The sequence below is a fragment of the Microbulbifer mixtoriginis (SeqCode) genome, from assembly GCF_052468275.1.
In genome coordinates this window covers 4461960-4480218 of sequence record NZ_CP174341.1, presented here as the reverse complement: position 1 = coordinate 4480218, position 18259 = coordinate 4461960, and the positions used below count along the sequence as shown (strand labels likewise).

At 49.7% G+C, this 18259-nt stretch carries 12 protein-coding genes; 8 read left to right on the top strand and 4 right to left on the bottom strand.

The features are described from left to right. The first annotated feature begins 1 nt into the window (after position 1). The 3 genes from ACJJIC_RS19620 to ACJJIC_RS19610 all read left to right on the top strand — a co-directional run bounded on the left by ACJJIC_RS19620 (position 2) and on the right by ACJJIC_RS19610 (position 5007). Positions 2 to 1072 carry a phytanoyl-CoA dioxygenase family protein gene (locus tag ACJJIC_RS19620; protein WP_445357706.1) on the top strand — a complete coding sequence of 357 codons (1071 nt, stop codon included), beginning with the start codon at positions 2 to 4 and terminating at the stop codon, positions 1070 to 1072. A gap of 690 nt (positions 1073 to 1762) precedes the next feature. After that, positions 1763 to 3016 (top strand): capsule polysaccharide biogenesis protein, encoded by a 1254-nt coding sequence (locus ACJJIC_RS19615; protein WP_445357705.1) that lies wholly within the window; start codon positions 1763 to 1765, stop codon positions 3014 to 3016. A 221-nt stretch (positions 3017 to 3237) separates the two neighbouring features. After that, the gene (locus tag ACJJIC_RS19610; protein ID WP_444882590.1) at positions 3238 to 5007 is read left to right on the top strand and encodes a DEAD/DEAH box helicase; all 1770 of its coding nucleotides are present in this window, start codon (positions 3238 to 3240) and stop codon (positions 5005 to 5007) included. A gap of 81 nt (positions 5008 to 5088) precedes the next feature. Here the strand turns inward: ACJJIC_RS19610 and ACJJIC_RS19605 are convergent, their stop codons facing one another. Together ACJJIC_RS19605 and ACJJIC_RS19600 are read right to left on the bottom strand one after the other, a co-directional pair. Beyond that, positions 5089 to 5628, bottom strand: coding sequence for a cytochrome b (locus tag ACJJIC_RS19605; protein WP_444888162.1), 540 nt, complete (start codon positions 5626 to 5628; stop codon positions 5089 to 5091). A gap of 101 nt (positions 5629 to 5729) precedes the next feature. Further along, positions 5730 to 6665: a LysR family transcriptional regulator gene (locus ACJJIC_RS19600; protein ID WP_444898949.1), complete on the bottom strand. Its 936-nt coding sequence runs from the start codon at positions 6663 to 6665 to the stop codon at positions 5730 to 5732. A gap of 181 nt (positions 6666 to 6846) precedes the next feature. On the opposite strand from ACJJIC_RS19600, the gene metE reads away from it, so the two are divergent. Continuing rightward, entirely contained in the window at positions 6847 to 9078 is a 2232-nt protein-coding gene (metE, locus tag ACJJIC_RS19595; RefSeq protein WP_445357704.1) for a 5-methyltetrahydropteroyltriglutamate--homocysteine S-methyltransferase, read from the top strand. Between the two features lie 79 nt (positions 9079 to 9157). On the opposite strand, the gene ACJJIC_RS19590 is transcribed toward metE, so the two are convergent. After that, entirely contained in the window at positions 9158 to 11209 is a 2052-nt protein-coding gene (locus ACJJIC_RS19590; RefSeq protein ID WP_445357703.1) for an amidohydrolase family protein, read from the bottom strand. A gap of 280 nt (positions 11210 to 11489) precedes the next feature. Further along, positions 11490 to 12803: a Xaa-Pro dipeptidase gene (gene pepQ, locus ACJJIC_RS19585; protein WP_445357702.1), complete on the bottom strand. Its 1314-nt coding sequence runs from the start codon at positions 12801 to 12803 to the stop codon at positions 11490 to 11492. 83 nt (positions 12804 to 12886) lie between these two features. On the opposite strand from pepQ, the gene purU reads away from it, so the two are divergent. The 4 genes from purU to ACJJIC_RS19565 all read left to right on the top strand — a co-directional run bounded on the left by purU (position 12887) and on the right by ACJJIC_RS19565 (position 18249). After that, positions 12887 to 13723: a formyltetrahydrofolate deformylase gene (gene purU, locus ACJJIC_RS19580; protein WP_444882584.1), complete on the top strand. Its 837-nt coding sequence runs from the start codon at positions 12887 to 12889 to the stop codon at positions 13721 to 13723. Positions 13724 to 13755: 32 nt separating this feature from the next. Further along, positions 13756 to 14208 carry a hypothetical protein gene (locus ACJJIC_RS19575; protein WP_445357701.1) on the top strand — a complete coding sequence of 151 codons (453 nt, stop codon included), beginning with the start codon at positions 13756 to 13758 and terminating at the stop codon, positions 14206 to 14208. 108 nt (positions 14209 to 14316) lie between these two features. Continuing rightward, positions 14317 to 15048: a PAS domain-containing protein gene (locus ACJJIC_RS19570; RefSeq protein ID WP_444882582.1), complete on the top strand. Its 732-nt coding sequence runs from the start codon at positions 14317 to 14319 to the stop codon at positions 15046 to 15048. Between the two features lie 363 nt (positions 15049 to 15411). Further along, positions 15412 to 18249, top strand: coding sequence for a TonB-dependent receptor (locus ACJJIC_RS19565; protein ID WP_445357700.1), 2838 nt, complete (start codon positions 15412 to 15414; stop codon positions 18247 to 18249). Positions 18250 to 18259 lie beyond the last annotated feature (10 nt).

The following is an 18259-nucleotide window of genomic DNA, read 5'->3' as shown; positions in this document are numbered from 1 at the left end:
TATGTGGCGTTCTATGGTTGGGCTAAGCTGGAAAGTACCAAAGTGGATTTTTGAGTTGCTCAGCTGGGGTAAAAGCTTTAAGAATAATCCCCTGCTGGGCAATAGCTTTTTAAATCGCTGTGGGTTACATGTGATCAGAGTTATTCTGGCCCACCTGCTTTTTCGATTTCGTCTTTTACTATTATCTCCTTTGGTCTCCTCAGAAGATCGACGTGAATTCATACGTAATGGTTTTTTACTTAAGAAAAATTTTCTTTCTCAGGCTGAGTTTCAGCGCTTGACTAAAGAGTTGATTGAGCTGAAGGCCCCTGTCAGAGAGGTTATTGAGGGAACTACCATTACTCAACGGGTCTTTATGGACTCTACGGAGAGAACTAAAACACCAAACTTTCAAAGGCTTTATTCCCATAAAGGTTTGGATAGATTGATGCGTTATTGCTCTTCAAAGAATCGACCACCACTCTTTTATATTGAAAATTTATGTAACCATGCGAACGTCACTCCACGTCCAGATCCTCAGCGAGATTTGCATGCAGACACCTTTCATCCATGTGTAAAAGCCTGGTTATACATAGATGATTCTTCAGATACTAATGGCTCATTTGTTTATGTTCCCGGTTCCCACCGGTTGACATGGAGGCGGCTCAAATGGGAATACAGGCAGAGTTTGGAAGCATGCAAGAAAGGAGCCGATCGTGCTCCAGGGCGCTATTGGGATGGCTCATTTCGCGTAAGTGCTCCGGAACTGGCTGAAATGGGTTTTAAAGTGGAGAAGCTATCCGTGCCGAAAAATACGCTTATCATTGGCAATGTTTATGGTTTCCATTGCCGTGGTAGGGCGCTACAAAAGTCACACCGAATGACGGTTTGGATGCAGGCGCGTGATAACCCATTTAACCCCTTGTTCACCCCTTTTCCGAGATCAACCGCGTTGCTATTTGAGTGGATATGGAAGAAGGCGTTGAGGAAGATTGATAGCCGGAAAACAGAGGGAGGAGAACAGAGTAACTATTTTGGTACCTTTAATCGTGCTAAAAGTGTGATGGCTTCCAAAATACTTGAGTCTGAATAATTCTGAGTGCAATCGATTGAAATACATTTTATTTTAAGTTGGGTCAGTAGTGCAGAGAAAAAGTTAGCTCTTGAAAAAGTGAGTGCGCATCAAGTTATTTGAAATATATTAGAGGATTTTAAACCTGCTAGAGACGAACATTGCTAGCGAGCTCCTCGTGTAATAGGCTGTCTTGGCATTATTTTCTTTACTCTCTAGAATAGCCGTCCGTGAAGTACGCCACACTCTTCAAATGAGCAATCTCAGTGAGTCATCTGTTCTGCTATATATAAAGTGAAGGCTACTGGTGTCTATTCCGGTTCCTATAGAGTCTGCTTCCAACCCCATTACTGAAATGAATTTTGAATCTGCATCAATTTAGCAGAGAAGTATCCACAGGCCCGCATCGTTATTTAACGGGCAAACTTGTCTCTAAAGGTGGCTTTTCAGGCTATCGCCTGATGGATAAATTTGCGGTAATGTATCCTGAAGACCTGTTTATGCCGCTGAATTAGTGCCTGTACAAACGATGTTCGTTTTTTATTTGGAAATTTTGGGGCTATTGAATGACCAGCTTTGTGTTTCTTGTTGCGATGTTTATTGGTCTGCTATAGCAGTGGTTTGTATGTGATGAGTTATCGATCGTACCCTTGATGTTTCATTATTCAGTTTCAATGCCCCTAGTAGGGTGACTCCGGAGTAGGCCTATTCATGTCTGTGGCAGTATTCTTACAGGGACCGCATGGCCCGTTTTTTGCCCAGCTGGCAAAGCGGTTTTCGCAACTCGGTGTTGTTACCCACAAGATCAACTTCAATGGAGGTGATCGCTACTTTGGCTGGGGGAACTACCAAGTAGATTTCACCGGTAGAGAAACTGACTGGCCATCTTTTTTTCGTCGTTATCTTTCTGAGCATGGCGCTGATACGGTTTTTGCATATGGCGACTGCAGAAGGCTGCATGAAAGCGCCAAAAAAGTATGCCAATCGATGGGAGTTGCTTTTATCGTTTTCGAGGAAGGCTATCTGCGCCCCGATTTTGTCACTATGGAGTGGGGTGGGGTTAATGCTTTTTCCTCAACTGATTGGTCCAGGCAGGCAATAGATCAATATCTACCTAGAGGCTGTACCCCGGCGCCTCCCGTTGGTCATACTTTTTGGCGGCGTGCCTACTTCGCATCTGCTTATTACTTGGCTATGCGTTTTGCCCAATCAGAGTTTGCCAGTTATCGCCATCACCGGAATCGCAGTTGGTTACAGGAAGGCGTCTGTTGGCTGAGAAGCTTTTATCGTAAGGGGCTCTATAAGTTCAACGAACGCGGCCTTATCCGCCAGATGACTGGAAAGTACAGTGGCCGTTTTTACTTGTTTCCTCTGCAGACCTGCGATGATTTTCAGTTGCGCAAGCATTCTGACCTGCTCTCGATTGAGAATGCGATAGATGTCGTGTGTAAATCTTTTGCACGAAATGCGCCTGAAGATACGGTCATTGTTTTTAAGCACCATCCGATGGACCGCGGCTTTTGCCACTATCAAAGGCTGATCAGTGTACTGGAAGCGCGTTATCGGATAAGTGGGCGGGTGATTTATTGTCATGATCTGCATTTACCGACCTTGTTGGACCATACAAGGGGTGTGGTAACTATCAACAGTACTGTGGGCATTTCCGCACTGCTTCACAAGGTGCCTACCAAGGTAATGGGGCGGTCCTTATATGATTTGCCGGGTTTGACGCACCAGGGCAGCCTTTCTAGTTTCTGGAAACAGCCAGAGCCGGTAGACATCAATTTTTTCCGGCGTTTTCATACTTATCTGTATGAGCGCACACAGGTGGATGGCAGCTTTTCCCGGGGGCTTAAGTCGACAGTGGACAGGGTTTGTGCCCGCTTGAAGGAAGTTGGTAGAAAAGACTCCATTTTGCCGCTATCAAAGCCTGTCGGCACTAATATCAGGACCGATGCAAAATGAGTGTTCAGTGGTTTTTTCACTAGATTGCGGCCCCTGCCTGGTCTTTTCTCTTCTATCATTCTCCCACTGTGGGGCCGAGATTTCGCAGCTGTTGTGGCTTTCTTCTGATATCTGCTTAAAAAACAGGCTGATCTGGGACGCCTAACCTGTTAGACTGCGCGACCTTTTGACCCACCGCTCCGGTCCCACGACAGGGACTTAGGCTTCAAGTGAATTCCGAAATGACCGATACCCCAAAACCGGCCGGCTTCGACCAGCTGGGCCTGCCGCCTGAAATCCTAACTGCCATCGAAAAACTGGGCTATGAGACCCCCTCTCCGATTCAGGCACAGACAATCCCCTCCCTGTTGGAGAATCGCGATGTGCTGGGCCAGGCCCAGACCGGCACCGGCAAAACAGCTGCTTTTGCACTGCCTTTACTGTCCAAACTGGATCTGAAAAACCGTCGGCCTCAAGCTTTGGTACTAGCGCCGACTCGTGAATTGGCTATCCAGGTAGCTGAGGCGTGCCAGGCTTATGCTTCTAACCTGAAAGGCTTCCACGTGGCTCCAATTTATGGCGGTGCCGACTATCGTGGACAGATCCAACAATTAAAACGCGGTGTGCAGCTAGTGGTGGGTACCCCTGGCCGAGTGATGGATCATATGCGTCGCGGTTCCCTGGATCTCTCCAATCTGAGTACCTTGGTGCTGGATGAGGCCGATGAAATGTTGCGCATGGGTTTTATCGACGATGTGCAGTGGGTATTGGAACAGATTCCGGAAGAGCGCCAGATCGCGCTGTTCTCCGCCACCATGCCCAAAGAGATCGCTCGGATAGCTCGCGAGCATTTACACGAGCCGGTTGAAGTCAAAATCCGTGTCAAGCAAGAGACTGCGGAGACCATCCGCCAGCGCTACTGGCCCGTGGGCGGTTTGCATAAACTGGATGCCCTGACTCGTATCCTCGAAGCCGAGCCAGTAGATGCCACGATTATTTTCGTACGCACCAAAAACAGCACTGTTGAGCTTGCAGACAAGCTGGCCGCGCGCGGTTTTGCCAGTGCCGCCCTGAATGGCGATATGGCGCAGAACCTGCGCGAGCAGGTAATCGATAAGCTTAAGAACGGCAAGCTCGATATCGTTGTGGCCACTGATGTGGCAGCGCGAGGACTGGATGTGAAGCGTATCAGCCACGTGATCAACTACGACATCCCTTACGATACCGAAGCCTATATTCATCGTATCGGCCGTACCGGCCGCGCCGGTCGTGAAGGGGATGCCATCTTGTTTGTGGCGCCGCGTGAACGCCGTATGCTACGTGTTATTGAGAAGGCCACCAAGAAACCCATTGAGAAGCTGGAGTTACCCAGTGCCGAGATGGTTAATAGTGCCCGTATGCAGCGCTTCCGCGAGCGTATTACCGCAACCCTGGAAGGCCAGACAGACTTGGCACCCTACCGCTTGCTGGTGGAGGAATTCCTCGCCCAGAATGAAGTGGACCCACTGGATGTCGCTGCTGCCTTGGCCTCCATGGCCCAGGGTGACCAGCCGCTGCTGATCAAAGAGCAAGAGTCCAAGCCGCGCAGGGAAAGAGAACGCCGCGAGCGGGACGATGATTTTGAAGGGCGTCGTCGTAAGAAAGACGGTTATGAAAAAGACCGCAAGATGCCAGCACCCGATGAGGGGCTGGAGCGCTACCGTATCGAAGTTGGTCGCGAGCACGGTGTGCGTCCGGGTGGTATCGTTGGTGCCATTGCCAACGAGGTGGATCTGGATAGTTCCTTTATAGGTCGTATTGAGATCTATGGAGACTTCACCACCGTGGACCTTCCGGAAGGTATGCCCAAGGAAATTTTCCAGCATCTGAAGAAGGTACGGGTGGCTGGTAAGCCCATGAAGATTTCCCGTTTCGATGAGTCGGCCGTTAAGGCGAAGGGCAAACCAAAAGGTAAGCCCAAGGGCAAACCCAAGGGCAAGCCCAAGTTCAAACGGGATAATGGCGGGGAGTAATCTTTTCCCTGGGAATCCCGAGGCATAAAAAACGGCGCTTATAGCGCCGTTTTTTATGCCGCAAATCTAGGGTAGCTGTGCTTAGCGCTGCGGTAGCATACGGGTCAGAGTGCTGTCGCGCATGACGAAGTGGTGCCAGAGCGCGGCGGCGATATGCAGTCCCACCAATATCAGCAGGGCCGGCCACAGAACATCCTTATGCAGGAAGCCGAGCTGTTTGCCCAGGTCTGAATTCTCTGCCAGTAGGCGCGGTAGGGCAAAAAGGCCAAAAAACTCTGTATCCCTGCCGAACAGCTGACGCATCGCGATACCGGAAACCGGCATTGCCAGTAAAACCAAGTAGAGAGCACCATGGGTCAGGTTGGATAAGGCCTTCTGCCAGGAGCGGCCCTGGATCTGCGGGCGCTTGTGGCGCGCACGCCAGTAGAGACGAACTGCCAGCAGCATTAACACCGCGACACCCAGAGAGAAGTGCAGGCGCATAAACCAGCCGCGCATTGGATCGTCGCGTTCAAAGAATTCGTGCAGCTCTACGGCGCCCCATACCGCCAGTAGTAGAATCACAAACAGCCAATGTAAGCCTTTACTCACTGAGTTCCAGCGATCATTCGTTGTGGACATAGAACGTCTCCTGTAAAGCAGCGCCCAGCGCGGGCGTTAGGTTGCGGCGGGCGTGTGCACCCGCTCCAGTTATCTGTTGCTGATAGTAGTGGCTAGTCCGCTTAACTCGCTGCGCGAATCCCGTTTAGATGGCTAAAACAGGTATCCCGGGCGGTCCGCAGAAAGTCAGCGGCATAGGCTTGCTCCAGCATTTCCTCGCGTACGGCGGCATAAAGGGTACTCCATAGACCCTTTTTTCCCAGACGCAGCTGCGCCACAAATCCTTTTTGCAGATATTCGTGCAAGGCCCAGTTGGGCAGAGCGCAGACACCCCGGCCACTGGCTACCAGCTGCACCATCATAACCGTCAACTCTGCCGTGCGTACACCCGCGGGCTCGATGCCAGCGGGCTCGAGGAAATTCTGGAAAATATCCAGCCGCTCCCGCTCCACCGGGTAAGTGATCTGTACCTCCCCGGCCAACTCCCCGGGAGTCACCCAGCGGCGTTTGGCATCATCTTGCAATAGGGGATGTTTGCGGCTGAGTGCTAGGCACATCTCAAAGCTGAATAGTGGCTGATAGTGGATGCCTTTCAAATCCCGGTCTGGATTAGAGGTGACCACCAGATCCAAGTCACCGCGGGTAAGGGCTGGTAGCGGTGCGAAGTGAAAGCCACTGCACAGATCCAGCTCCACCTCGGGCCAGTCGTCGCGATAAGTATTCAAAGCCGGCATCAACCACTGGTAACAGCTGTGGCATTCGATGGCGATATTCAAGCGTCCCGACTGGCCGGAGGCCAGCCGTGCCAAGTCTCGCTGGGCTAGAGCCGCGCGCGGCAATATGTCATCGGCCAGCTGCAGCAGGCGCAAGCCGGCGCTGGTAAAGCGCAGCGGGCGGGATTTACGCACAAATAGTGGCAGGTTGTGGCGCTCCTCCATTTCCCGGAATAGATGTGAGAGGGCCGATTGGGTCAGGTGTAGATGCTCAGCGGCGCGCACCAGGCTGCCAGTCTCACGCAGAACAGAGAGGGCACGCAGATGGCGCATTTCTATCATCATTAAAATTATTCATGTTTATGGCAAAAAATATGAAATTGATTGAATAACATTGCAGGCACACAATCAAGTCTAAGCCTCACAAGTGGTGAAGCCGCAATCGGTAGACAAATAGCGCCGACATGTGTGGGCAGGAAAAAAGGGCTTGGCCCCTCTCACAGGAACGGACTTGGGAAAGTAGAAAATGGTGCAAACGCATGTCCTTGGTTATCCGCGCATCGGCGCTGATCGCGAACTAAAGAAAGCTCAGGAAGCCTATTGGCGCGGTGAAATATCTCAGCAGCGGCTACTGGAGGTTGGTGAGAGTATTCGCCGGGAGAACTGGCAGGCCCAGGCAAGTGAGGGGCTTAATTTAGTGACGGTTGGCGATTTTGCCTGGTATGACCAGGTGCTCAATCATTCGCTGATGTTTGGTGTGGTTGCTGAGCGCTTTGCCGAAGGGGCTGCGAACAATAAATTGGACCAGTACTTTCGTCTGGCCCGCGGCCGCGCGCCCTCCGGTCAACCGGTTGCGGCGAGTGCCATGACCAAGTGGTTCGATACCAATTATCACTATTTAGTGCCAGAGCTTCACGAGAAGCAAACTTTTGCCCTGGATAGTAATTGGTTGCTGGAAGAAATACGTGAAGCACAATCCCAGGGTTATAAGGCCAAGCCGGTGGTTCTCGGGCCGCTCACTTACCTCTGGTTGGGGCGGGGTGTTGATGATGTTCTGGATTTGCTCGCCAATCTATTGCCCTGCTATGCCGAGCTGTTTTCCCAGTTTGAAAGCCTGGGGGTGGAGTGGGTGCAAATTGATGAGCCGATTCTCGGCTTGGATTTGCCAGAGCAGTGGCGCAAAGCGTTTCACGCTGTGTATGCCCAACTCAACCACACGGCAAATTTACAATTGTTGCTGACGACCTATTTTTCCCCGTTGCGGGAAAACCTGCAGTTGGCTTTTTCCCTGCCGGTTGCGGGAGTACACATTGACTGCGTACGGGCGCCAGAGGAGCTTGCGGAAGCCGCGCAGTTGCTTGGGGAAGATCAGGTACTTTCCGCGGGGGTACTGAATGGCCGCAATGTTTGGCGAGCGGATTTGCGGAAGTGGCACTCACTGCTGAAGCCTCTGGCGGATCGTTTGGGCGAGCGCCTATGGGTTTCGGCCAGCTGTTCACTACTGCACAGTCCGGTGGACCTGGATACCGAAACATCGTTGCCGGCTGAGCAAAAACAAAAGCTTGCCTTCAGTCGCCAGAAGTTAGCGGAGTTGGCCCAGTTGCAAAAACTATTGGCCGAGCCAGTTCCATCAACGGCCACTCCTGTAGAGAATCCTATCGCCGGCAACTCCGTCACTGAGCGCTTACAGGACAGCTGGCGTGCACAGCGCTATCAGGAGCGCGCGGTACTGCAGGAAAAACGCTGGCAGTTACCACTGTTGCCGACCACCACGATCGGTTCTTTCCCACAAACGGACCTATTGCGCAAGGTACGCCGCCAGCATCGCAGCGGTGAGATCAGTGAGTCGGATTACACCCAGCATTTGCGTGCGGAGATTGCCGAGGCGATCCGTCGCCAGGAAATTCTTGGCTTGGATGTGTTGGTACACGGTGAAGCCGAACGCAACGATATGGTGGAGTATTTTGGCGAGCAACTGCAGGGGTTTGTGCATACTGGCAATGGTTGGGTACAGAGCTATGGGTCCCGCTGTGTAAAACCGCCCATTATTTTCGGTGACATTTCTCGTCCACAGGCTATGACGGTGGAGTGGAGCCGCTATGCCCAGAGCCTGACCCAAAGGCCGGTAAAAGGCATGCTCACAGGTCCAGTGACGATTCTCAACTGGTCCTTCCCTCGTGAGGACATCCACCGAAGTGAAAGTTGCTTGCAGATTGCCGAGGCATTACGCCAGGAAGTATTGGATCTTGAGAATGCGGGTATAGGAATTATTCAGATTGATGAGCCGGCGCTGCGCGAGGGGGTTCCCCTGCGTGAATCCGAGCATGCTGATTATTTTGCCTGGGCGGTGGGATGTTTTCGTTTTACCTGTAGCGAGGTAAAAGCGGAAACCCAGATTCACACCCATATGTGTTATAGCAATTTCAATGCAATCATGGAGGCGATTGTCTCCTTGGATGCGGATGTCATTACTATCGAATCCGCCCGCTCAGACCTGCGTCTGCTCAGTGCTTTTGCCGATAGGAATGGCGGTTACCCCAATGAAATAGGGCCGGGAATTTACGATATCCACTCCCCTAATGTGCCTGAGCGGGAGGAGCTGGTTGAGCGTCTAAAGAAAATTGCCGAAGTAGTGCCGATACAGCGGCTTTGGGTGAACCCAGATTGTGGCTTAAAAACCCGCAGCTGGGCCGAAGTGGGCTCCTCCCTATTGAACATGGTGGAAGCGGCGCGCACTGTGCGCAGCGAGTTGGCTTAATATTTGGCTTTAAAAAAAACCGGCAGTCTTTTTGACTGCCGGTTTTTACTTTTCTTTTTTTGCTTACCGCTTTGTCTTTTTATTCAGACTTGGCTGCAATGGTAGTCGTACCATTTATTTCAAATGGTACCGAGGGGTGAAATGGTTTGATGCCCAGGGCTTGATACAGTTCATCAGGGCGATAGAGATTTTGCCCTTCAATAACCAATGCGGTGCGACGCAGTGCGCTGATATCTTCCAGCGGATTACCTTCCAGTAAAACCAGGTCTGCATTTTTACCCACGGTGATACTGCCAGTATATTGATCGGCTCCCATTACCTGGGCAGGTACCAGTGTGGCAGTACGTAGGACATCCATAGCGGGTATACCGGATTTGGCATAGAGCTCCAACTCGCGCAGCAGGGTAAACCCGGGAATACCATCGGAACCCGCTACCATGGTCACCTTGTGCTCATGCAGTTTACGCATCATTTTCAGCAGGGCATCGGCGGAGAGGTCGTAGTCATCCCTGTGTTCCGGTTTTACATCCAGCTCGGCACCGACAAATGCACGCTGAATATTCACCGGTAAATGGTTGGCGATATCTTCAAACTCCGGATCTATTTTGCCAGGTTTGCGCAGCAACATAGAGCTAAATACGGTAGTCGTGGCATCTACCACTGTACCTTTCTCAGCGAGTTTATCCAGGAATTCATCAACCTCTGCACTTTCCAAGTCCAGCTCGTGGGCATGTTCACCAATTTCGGTAAAACGTAGTTTTTTGCGGGTGTCGATCTTGCCCATAAAATTGAGGAACAGCATATTGATATGCTGGATTTCATCAAAGCCGGCATCCACCGCTTCCTCTGCGGTCATAAAGGCGGGGATATGCCCGGATAAGCGCATGCCGTTTTCGTGGATATGTTTGGCTAAGGGTGCGATCCACTCGGGCTCCATGGAGCTGTAGGTTTTTATCTGCTGGTAGCCATGTTCCGCATACCACTCGACAATTTCCTTGGCTTCTTCCAGGCTATCTGCCGTTTTACCCATGCGCATGGCATTTTCACTTTCCCTGTCCATAAAGCCCGCACGGAACAGGTCACCACCGATAATCTGTTCGGATTCATACAGGCCGGAGATGCGCATAATATTTTCGTGGGTATTACCGATATCGCGCACATTAATAATACCGGCGGCCATATTCAGGGCACCATCAGTGGGTGATAGGTGTGCGTGCATATCCCACAGCCCGGGAATCAGGGTGTGGCCTTTGGCATCGATACGGGTGGCGTTTTGGACTTTGATTGGGCGGCGGCTAATCTTGGTGATTTTGCCGTTTTCCACCAGTAGGTGGCGACGCTTGCGAAGCTTGCCCGCTTCTACATCGACCAGATTGACGTTGCTAATCAGGATCGGTTGGGCGGAGGTATGGGTGTGCTTTTCGGCGATATCCAGTAAATACTGGTCGGAAGCGGCAACCTGGCGTTCTTTGAGCTGTTGCAGGTGGGATTTATCCCAGCCTTTGCGCAGTATGGCGAACCAGCCTCCTTCATCGGCAGCAAACAGATCACCGGATTCATCGTACCAGGCCAGGTCCGGAGTAAAACCCAGGCCACTCACACCGTAGAGATACACGGTTTTCTTCTCATCGCCCTGCTCAAGAGTGAGCTGATCCAGCTTGTGTAGCTGAGCTTGTCCTTGGGGTAGTAAACCTATGCTGTGATCCTTATCGGCAAGTAGCGCTTTTACCAGCTGGGTTTGTACGGCCAGAGTCGAATTTTTGGGAATATAAAACTGCGCTTCGGAAGTTTTTGCGCTGCCGTGTTCATCGGTGCCTTGCCAAGTGGCCACACCATCTTTCAGTGTAAATTCTTCATTAACTGGCGCGCCAAAGGGGCTGATACCTTCAATGTGGACCTGCTCGGGCATTTTGGCCGCGCCGATCGTGAAGCTTTCCTTTAGATTGAGTCGGCGGTTATTCCAACCGAGCTTTAATTCTCCGGAAATTTTCGAGCCCTTTTGTTCGATCACCTCGCTGCCGGCGATACCCTCTTTATCGTAAAAGATATATTCGATTGATTTTGCATAGGCGCAATTGGCCGTGGCAAATACCGCTGCGGCGACCAGTGTCGCTAGCCTGGACTTTTTCATAGGGTGAACCTTTCTTGTTGTTTTTGCGCAGGGGAGGTTGGCTGTTTTTTACTATTCAGGCAAGAGATAGCAGTACAGAGAGTGATGGCTTTAGGAGTAATTTCGGCAGAAGGATGAATCAGGGCGACAGGGCGTTGGGATAAACCTCAGTGGTTTTTTATTTTACCTGTTAAGGGTGAGGGAGAGCTTGAGGAGATCCGGCAACCTGGAAGACAGCAAAACCTGCCAGATTGCCTTACTCTTGGCGAGAGCGAGTTAGAGTATTTGTTTACCTATGGCATTAATACTCTGCCTCGCAGGCGCGGGTGAGGTTCTCGTTCGCTTCGGCACCCACCACAATATTGTCCTCAATACGCACGCCGCCGTAGGGGCGGAACTCTTCAACCTTATTCCAATTAACTTCACTGGTAAGGGAGGAGACTTTCAATTCCGCAAGCAGACTATCGATAAAATAGAGCCCCGGCTCAATAGTAAACACTTGGTTTTCTTCAATAGTGCGGCTGGTGCGCAGGAAAGGGTACTCCGCAGGTGGGGGTGTGGTACCGCCATCGGGGCCACTCTGGTGACCACCCACATCATGTACCTGCAGACCGAGGAAGTGGCCTAGACCATGAGGCATAAATGGCCGGGTTAATCCGGACTCCACCGCGCTCTCGGCAGAAGATTTGATGATATCGAACTGGGCCAGCAACTCGCCAACTTTCAAGTGGCACTGGCGGTGTAGTTCCGGGTAGGGCAGGCCGGGTTTGAGGCCGTTCACCAGCTGCAGCTGCTTTTCATCCATTGCCGCCACCAGCTGAGCGAACTCGCTGTCGGCATAGCTATAGGTGCGGGTGATATCCGCACAATAGCCGTTGCAGTCGGCCCCTGCGTCTATCAGAAAGGTCTTTAATTCTGTGCCGGGCAGGCGTTGGGTGGAGAGGTGGGTGTAGTGCAGTATCGCCGCGTGTTCATTGAGGGCCACGATATTGCCGTACGGCATGGTGTTCTCGCCCTGGCCGGTAGCACTCAAGTAGGCTTGGTTGATCTCGAACTCGCTGGCGCCACCGCGGAAAGCCAGTTCAGCGGCTCGGTGCCCTGCCACCGCAATGCGGTTGGCCTCGCGCAGGCAGGCGACTTCATAAGGGGTCTTGTTGGCACGCGCCCAATGTAGACGGTTGATTAGGATTTCGGGGTTGATCTCACCGAGTGGCCAGTCCTGGAACCTGTCGGCCTCACCAATGAAGGCGGCGTTATCCGCGTTTAGGAATTCCCGGGCATCTGCTGGCTTACTCAACAGCTCGATATCGTAGAGCTCACTCCAGAAGGTCTGTGGCGCGGGTGGGACATAGTGCCAGAAGTCCACCGGGCGATAGAACAAGAGTTTGGGTTTCTGCCCGCGCCTGAAGATCACCCAACTGTTGGGGTTGTCGGTGATCGGTACCAGGGCCTTGAACTGGGGATTGACCTTAAAAGGGTAGGGGTTGTCATCCAGAAACTGCATCCTGGGTGCACCGCTGAATACATTCAGGGTATCGAAGCCGCAGGACTCCAATATTTCATCGTAGCGGCGGCACAGGGTGGCCATATGATCTGCGTAAAGGTTTTTATCCATGTTCTCCCCGGAATGGATCGCTGAATCGATTAGACGGCATAGTGTATAGTCTGAACTCTGGATATTTGGCCTGAAATTCGACCATGGAAAAGAAGATACTGCTAACCGACTGCCCCGATGATAAGGGCCTGATCGCGAAGATTACCAATATTTGCTACAAGCACCAGCTCAATATCATCAAGAATGATGAATTTGTAGACCGCGCGGAGGGCCGCTTTTTTATGCGCACCGCCCTGGAAGGTATCTTCAACGACACGACCTTCCTGGAAGATTTGGATATGGCCTTACCGCAGGGGGCCGAGCGGCGCCTGGTGTCCACCAAACGCAAGCGCCTGGTGCTGATGGTGACACGCGAGCCTCACTGCCTGGGTGACATCTTGATGAAGTGCTATTCGGGCGCACTGGATGTTGAGATAGCCGCTGTTATTGGCAACCACCCAGACCTGGGTGGGTTGGTAGAGAAGTTTGATATTCCTTTCCACTGTGTACCGGCACAAGACCTGAAACGCAGCGAGCACGAGGAAAAAGTGGCTGCCCTGGTAGATGAGTACAATCCGGATTACCTGGTTCTGGCCAAGTATATGCGGGTACTCACCCCGGAGTTTGTCGCTCATTATGCTGGCCGAATTATTAATATTCACCACTCCTTCCTGCCGGCCTTTATCGGGGCCAAGCCTTATCAGCAGGCCTATGAGCGCGGAGTTAAAATTATTGGTGCCACCGCTCACTTTGTGACTGATGATCTGGATGAGGGCCCGATTATTGAACAGGATGTAATACATGTGGATCATGCCTACTCGGCGGAGTCCATGGCGGATGCGGGCCGCGATGTGGAAAAGTTGGTTTTGTCCCGCGCACTGCAGTTACTGTTGCAGGAGCGGGTATTTATCCATGGCAATAAAACCGTGGTATTCAAATAATTGATAAAGTCTCCTGAGGCTAATAGCCTTTTATGGAAGCTATTGATGAGCCAAGAGGGCTTGCTGTGCTGAATAAAAATAAATTTAACTCCTCATTTTCCCCAATACGACTATTTGGGGGCTTGGCAATTGCCCTGATATTTATAGGCTGTACCAGTAACAGCCCGATACCAGGAATGAAGGAATCCTTTGAGACAGAAGTTGCTCCCAATGGCGCCAAGCGTTTTACTTTTACGTTAAAGGGAAAGCAGCGTGATATCCCTGCGCCAGTTGTGGCAGGTTCCAGTGCTCAGTCCCGTATGCCGAGAGGGCCAGTGGAGAGTGGTGGCCCTTCAAGTCGTCGGGTAGAAGCCTATTTTGATTGGGCTCTGGAGCAGAAGTTGATAGAAACCGGTTTCTGCGAGCGTGGTTATTTTGAAATTGAGCGAATTATCTCCCCATATGGGGGAGAAGTGCGGGGTGAGTGTAGAGAGGGGGCATTTTGATACTTTTAGTGTCTTGATTAGAAAAACTTATTGAGTTTGTTAATTTTTAAGAGGTTAGTCAGTAAGCTCAGCTATATTCCAGTTTTATACAAAATGTAAATAAGAATAATGAAGTATAAATCAGTCTTGGAACAGGTCTCTACGCAGCAGATCATTGCAGTGTTTGACCTTATATCAGATATTATTTTCTGGGTAAAAGATGAATCCGGCTATGTGGTGCATTGTAACCGGGAATTTATTGAGCATGTCGGCTGCAGGTCATTACATCAGGTAGTTGGCCGTTCAGATATGGATTTTTCCCCTTCTTATCTCGCTAAAAACTATATACGTGATGACAAAAGGGTGATGTCAGGAGAGACGATTACAGATCGTCTGGAATTGAATATTGGTAAAACAGGCGAGTTAGTTTGGTTTACGACATCAAAGCGCCCATTAAAGAGTGCCAATGGAGAAATCATAGGAACCTATGGTGTAGCTCGAGACCTTAAAGAAACGGTTAAGACTCTCTCTAGAATGGATAAACTTAAAAGGCCAGTTGAATACATAAAAAATAACTATAGTCAGCCAATTGCCGTTGAAGATTTGGCAGAGGTCGCGAGTTTATCGGTTAGTGCACTAGAGCGGCGATTCAAAAAATATCTGGATAAAACACCCATGCAATTCGTTCGTGAAGTCAGATTAGAGAACTCTCGTCGTATGTTGGTGGAAACACAAAGCCCAATATCTGAAATTGCTTATCGGGTTGGCTTTACATCTCATAGTTACTTCAGTAGACACTTCAAAGGCATGTTTGGACAGCTTCCAGCAAATTATCGTAGTGAAGTTCAGTCCAATATATAAACGCCGAACAAGCTGAGTGTCCTCAGCAACTTTAGAGAAAGCAGTACGTTAACTTCCCCCGATGAGTTGATAGCCGCCCATTTCATTCATTTCCGGAAATTCTAGACCCGAGTTTGACTTGGGATTTTATTCCTTAAAACAGGTAGTTAGTCGATTCATTTTTGGCTTTCTGCGACTGCTTGTTTTTTCTTAAAAATCTAAAACGCCGATTTTGTTTCATTAGTATCCCAGTATTGATTACCTCTCCATCAAGGTTTTTTTTTAGGGTTTTAGTGCTCAACAAATGAACTGTCTTTTTGGGGTTTAGGGTCCCCTGACAGTTTTACGCCAGCCCTTTGAAAGGGGCTGGCATTTTTTGAACCGGTGAGAGAAAAAATAGAAAGTTGGGATGCTATGAAAATAATGAAGAATAATAGCCGAAAAAGGGTTAATACCTGGAGCAGAGGTTTCAGGCAGAAGTCTATGGTTACTGCTATCTCGCTGGTCGTAAGTAGCATGGCGATCGCGGAAGATACTTCGGACTCTGATGAGAGAATTGAAGAGGTTCAAGTCATTGGAATTCTTGAGAGTGCTACCAAAAACCTTGAAATCAAACGGGATTCCCTTGCTGTAGTAGATGCTATTACTGCAGAAGATATTGGTAAGTTCCCCGATAAAAATGTAGCTGATTCTCTTCAGCGTGTGCCAGGTGTCACTATCGATCGCAGTGGTGGTGAAGGTAGCACGGTTAGTATTCGGGGAACCAGCTCAGAGTGGACTCTCACCCAGTTAAATGGGAATTACATTGCTACTTCCGGTAGTGGAGCTCCCTCCAGAAATTTTAACTACTTATTGCTTCCCTCCAGTATGATCAGTAAGGCAGAGGTTTATAAAAGCCCCGAGGCAAGAATTGATGAAGGTGGTGTCGGTGGTACCGTTATCCTACATAGCCACAAACCTCTTGATCTTGATGCTGGACAAGGTGTAATCACCACAGAGGCGACTTATTCAGATACTACCGAAGAGTGGGACCCACAATATAATGCTTTCTACTCCTGGAAAAATGAGAGCGAAACTTTTGGTATTTTAGTTGGGTACACCAGCCAGGACCGTGGCGTAACCGGAGTTACCAATTATGCAAGTGGCTGGCGTTTGCACTCAGATACTGATGAAAATGCAGATTTGTCAGCTCTTGTTGATCAGACCACAGAAGAAGCTTTTAATAATGTGTGGGCGCCCACGCAGGTCAGTATTCACAACTCTAAGGAAGACCGAACCCGTGATGGATACCAGCTTGCCGCACAGTGGCGACCCACTGAACGCCTGGAGTTTGGTTTTGCTTATTTCGGTTCCAAGCTTGGCTATGACACTAATACTCAAAGCCTGACATTTGCGGAATGGAATGATCATGACGATGCATACTATGGCATTGAAGTGGATGGAGATACAGTCGTCACCTATGGTTTTAACGACAATGGTGACCTTAATGAAAATAACTGGGGCGATGGAGATGTAAATGGCGGTGTAGACGTATACCGTGGTTTGATGTCTCCCCAGCTGACAGGCTATACCCGCAAGGGTGAATCGGAATCTAATACTTATGATTTTGAAGTTATCTATGAAGGGGGCTTTTATACCGCGGCTATAAATGTTGGGCATACAGAAGCAGAGGGGGGAACTTCTGAACTCACATACGCTAATATGGATGCTCGTTATGGTTCCGTGGATAGCTGGCTTTGGTCAATTGCAGATGGTAAGCCGAGCTATGAAGTTTCCACAGATCTCACAAAAGATACTGAAGCTTATCCCTACTATGACTGGTTTGGCTCAGATGCTACGGAAAATAGCGATGAAGAGAGTTACTATCAGCTAGATTTGGCATTTGATACTAACTGGGGAATTGTTAATAAGTTTTATGTGGGCACAAAGTATAGGGATCATGAGGCTAGATCCTATAGAGATATCTATCGCTGGGATGACGAGACTGATGATAATGGCGGTTACCGAGGTTGGTTATCTGGCGATCAATGGTTCCACAATCCTGATTACCACCCAGATACTTCAACTTTAATTAGCGATAAGGTAGTTGATAATAGTGCTGGTAATACAGGTGCAATTGATTATCTGGCATTTGATACCGATGCCTTGATGGACTATGTGCGTGGAAACTTCAACCTCACTGTTATGCCAGTACTATCTGGCACTTATACAATTGATGAAGAAATATTCTCAACCTATGCCCAAGCTGATTTTATATGGCGAGACTTCCGCGGAAACTTGGGGGTTCGCTATGTCAGCACAAAATTATCTACAGAAACGTATGATGATATTACTGGAATGGAATCGGATGAAGTTATTGCTAACTCCCGCAGTAATACCACAAAAGAATTTTTGCCAAGTTTGAATGTTGCCTGGGATCTAACTGATGATCTGGTAATACGATTTACAGCCTCTAAAGCCATGTCAAGGGTGAGTTACGCTTATTTGGGGCAGGCTGAAACTTATGGTCCACCAGTTCATATTGTTTCTCCGGATGAGTGGACGGGGCGAGGAAGTGGCTTCTTTGCGAATACGGATCTGGAGGCCATGATCTCCAAGCAGTTCGATCTGGGCCTAGAGTGGTATTACGCCGATGGTTCTGCATTGGGTGTAACTTTATTTGACAAAGATATTGACAATCTGCCAATCCAAGTAACTGAAATTGTTGAGCGTGAGCACGATTGTTGTAATGGCCCTATTGAAGTGGAAATGAAGGGGCAGATAGGGGGAGGAAACGCAACTTCTAGAGGGGTGGAGTTGTTTGCCCAGCATGCTTTCGAAAGCGGCTTCGGTCTTATGGCCAACTATACATTTACGGATACCGGCACTTCCACCATCATTCTTGCTAATGAGTCAATCGAAGCTGAGATACCTGGTACCGCGAGACACCAATATAATTTATCTGCATTTTATGAGAATGAAAATTTCGGTGTTCGTGCCTCCTATAATTGGGTGGATGACAGGGTTACAAGTTTACATCGTGGGTATGCGGTATACGATAAGGACTACGGACAGTTGGATCTGAATGCAACCTATACCTTCACTGATAACTTTAATATCTCTGCCTCTATTATCAATTTAACTGAAGAAGTGGCGGAGGGATATTGGAAACAGGAAAATCGGATGACATACAACAACTACTCTGGGCGCCGATTTTATATTGGTGCAAACTATAAATTCTAACACCTCGTTG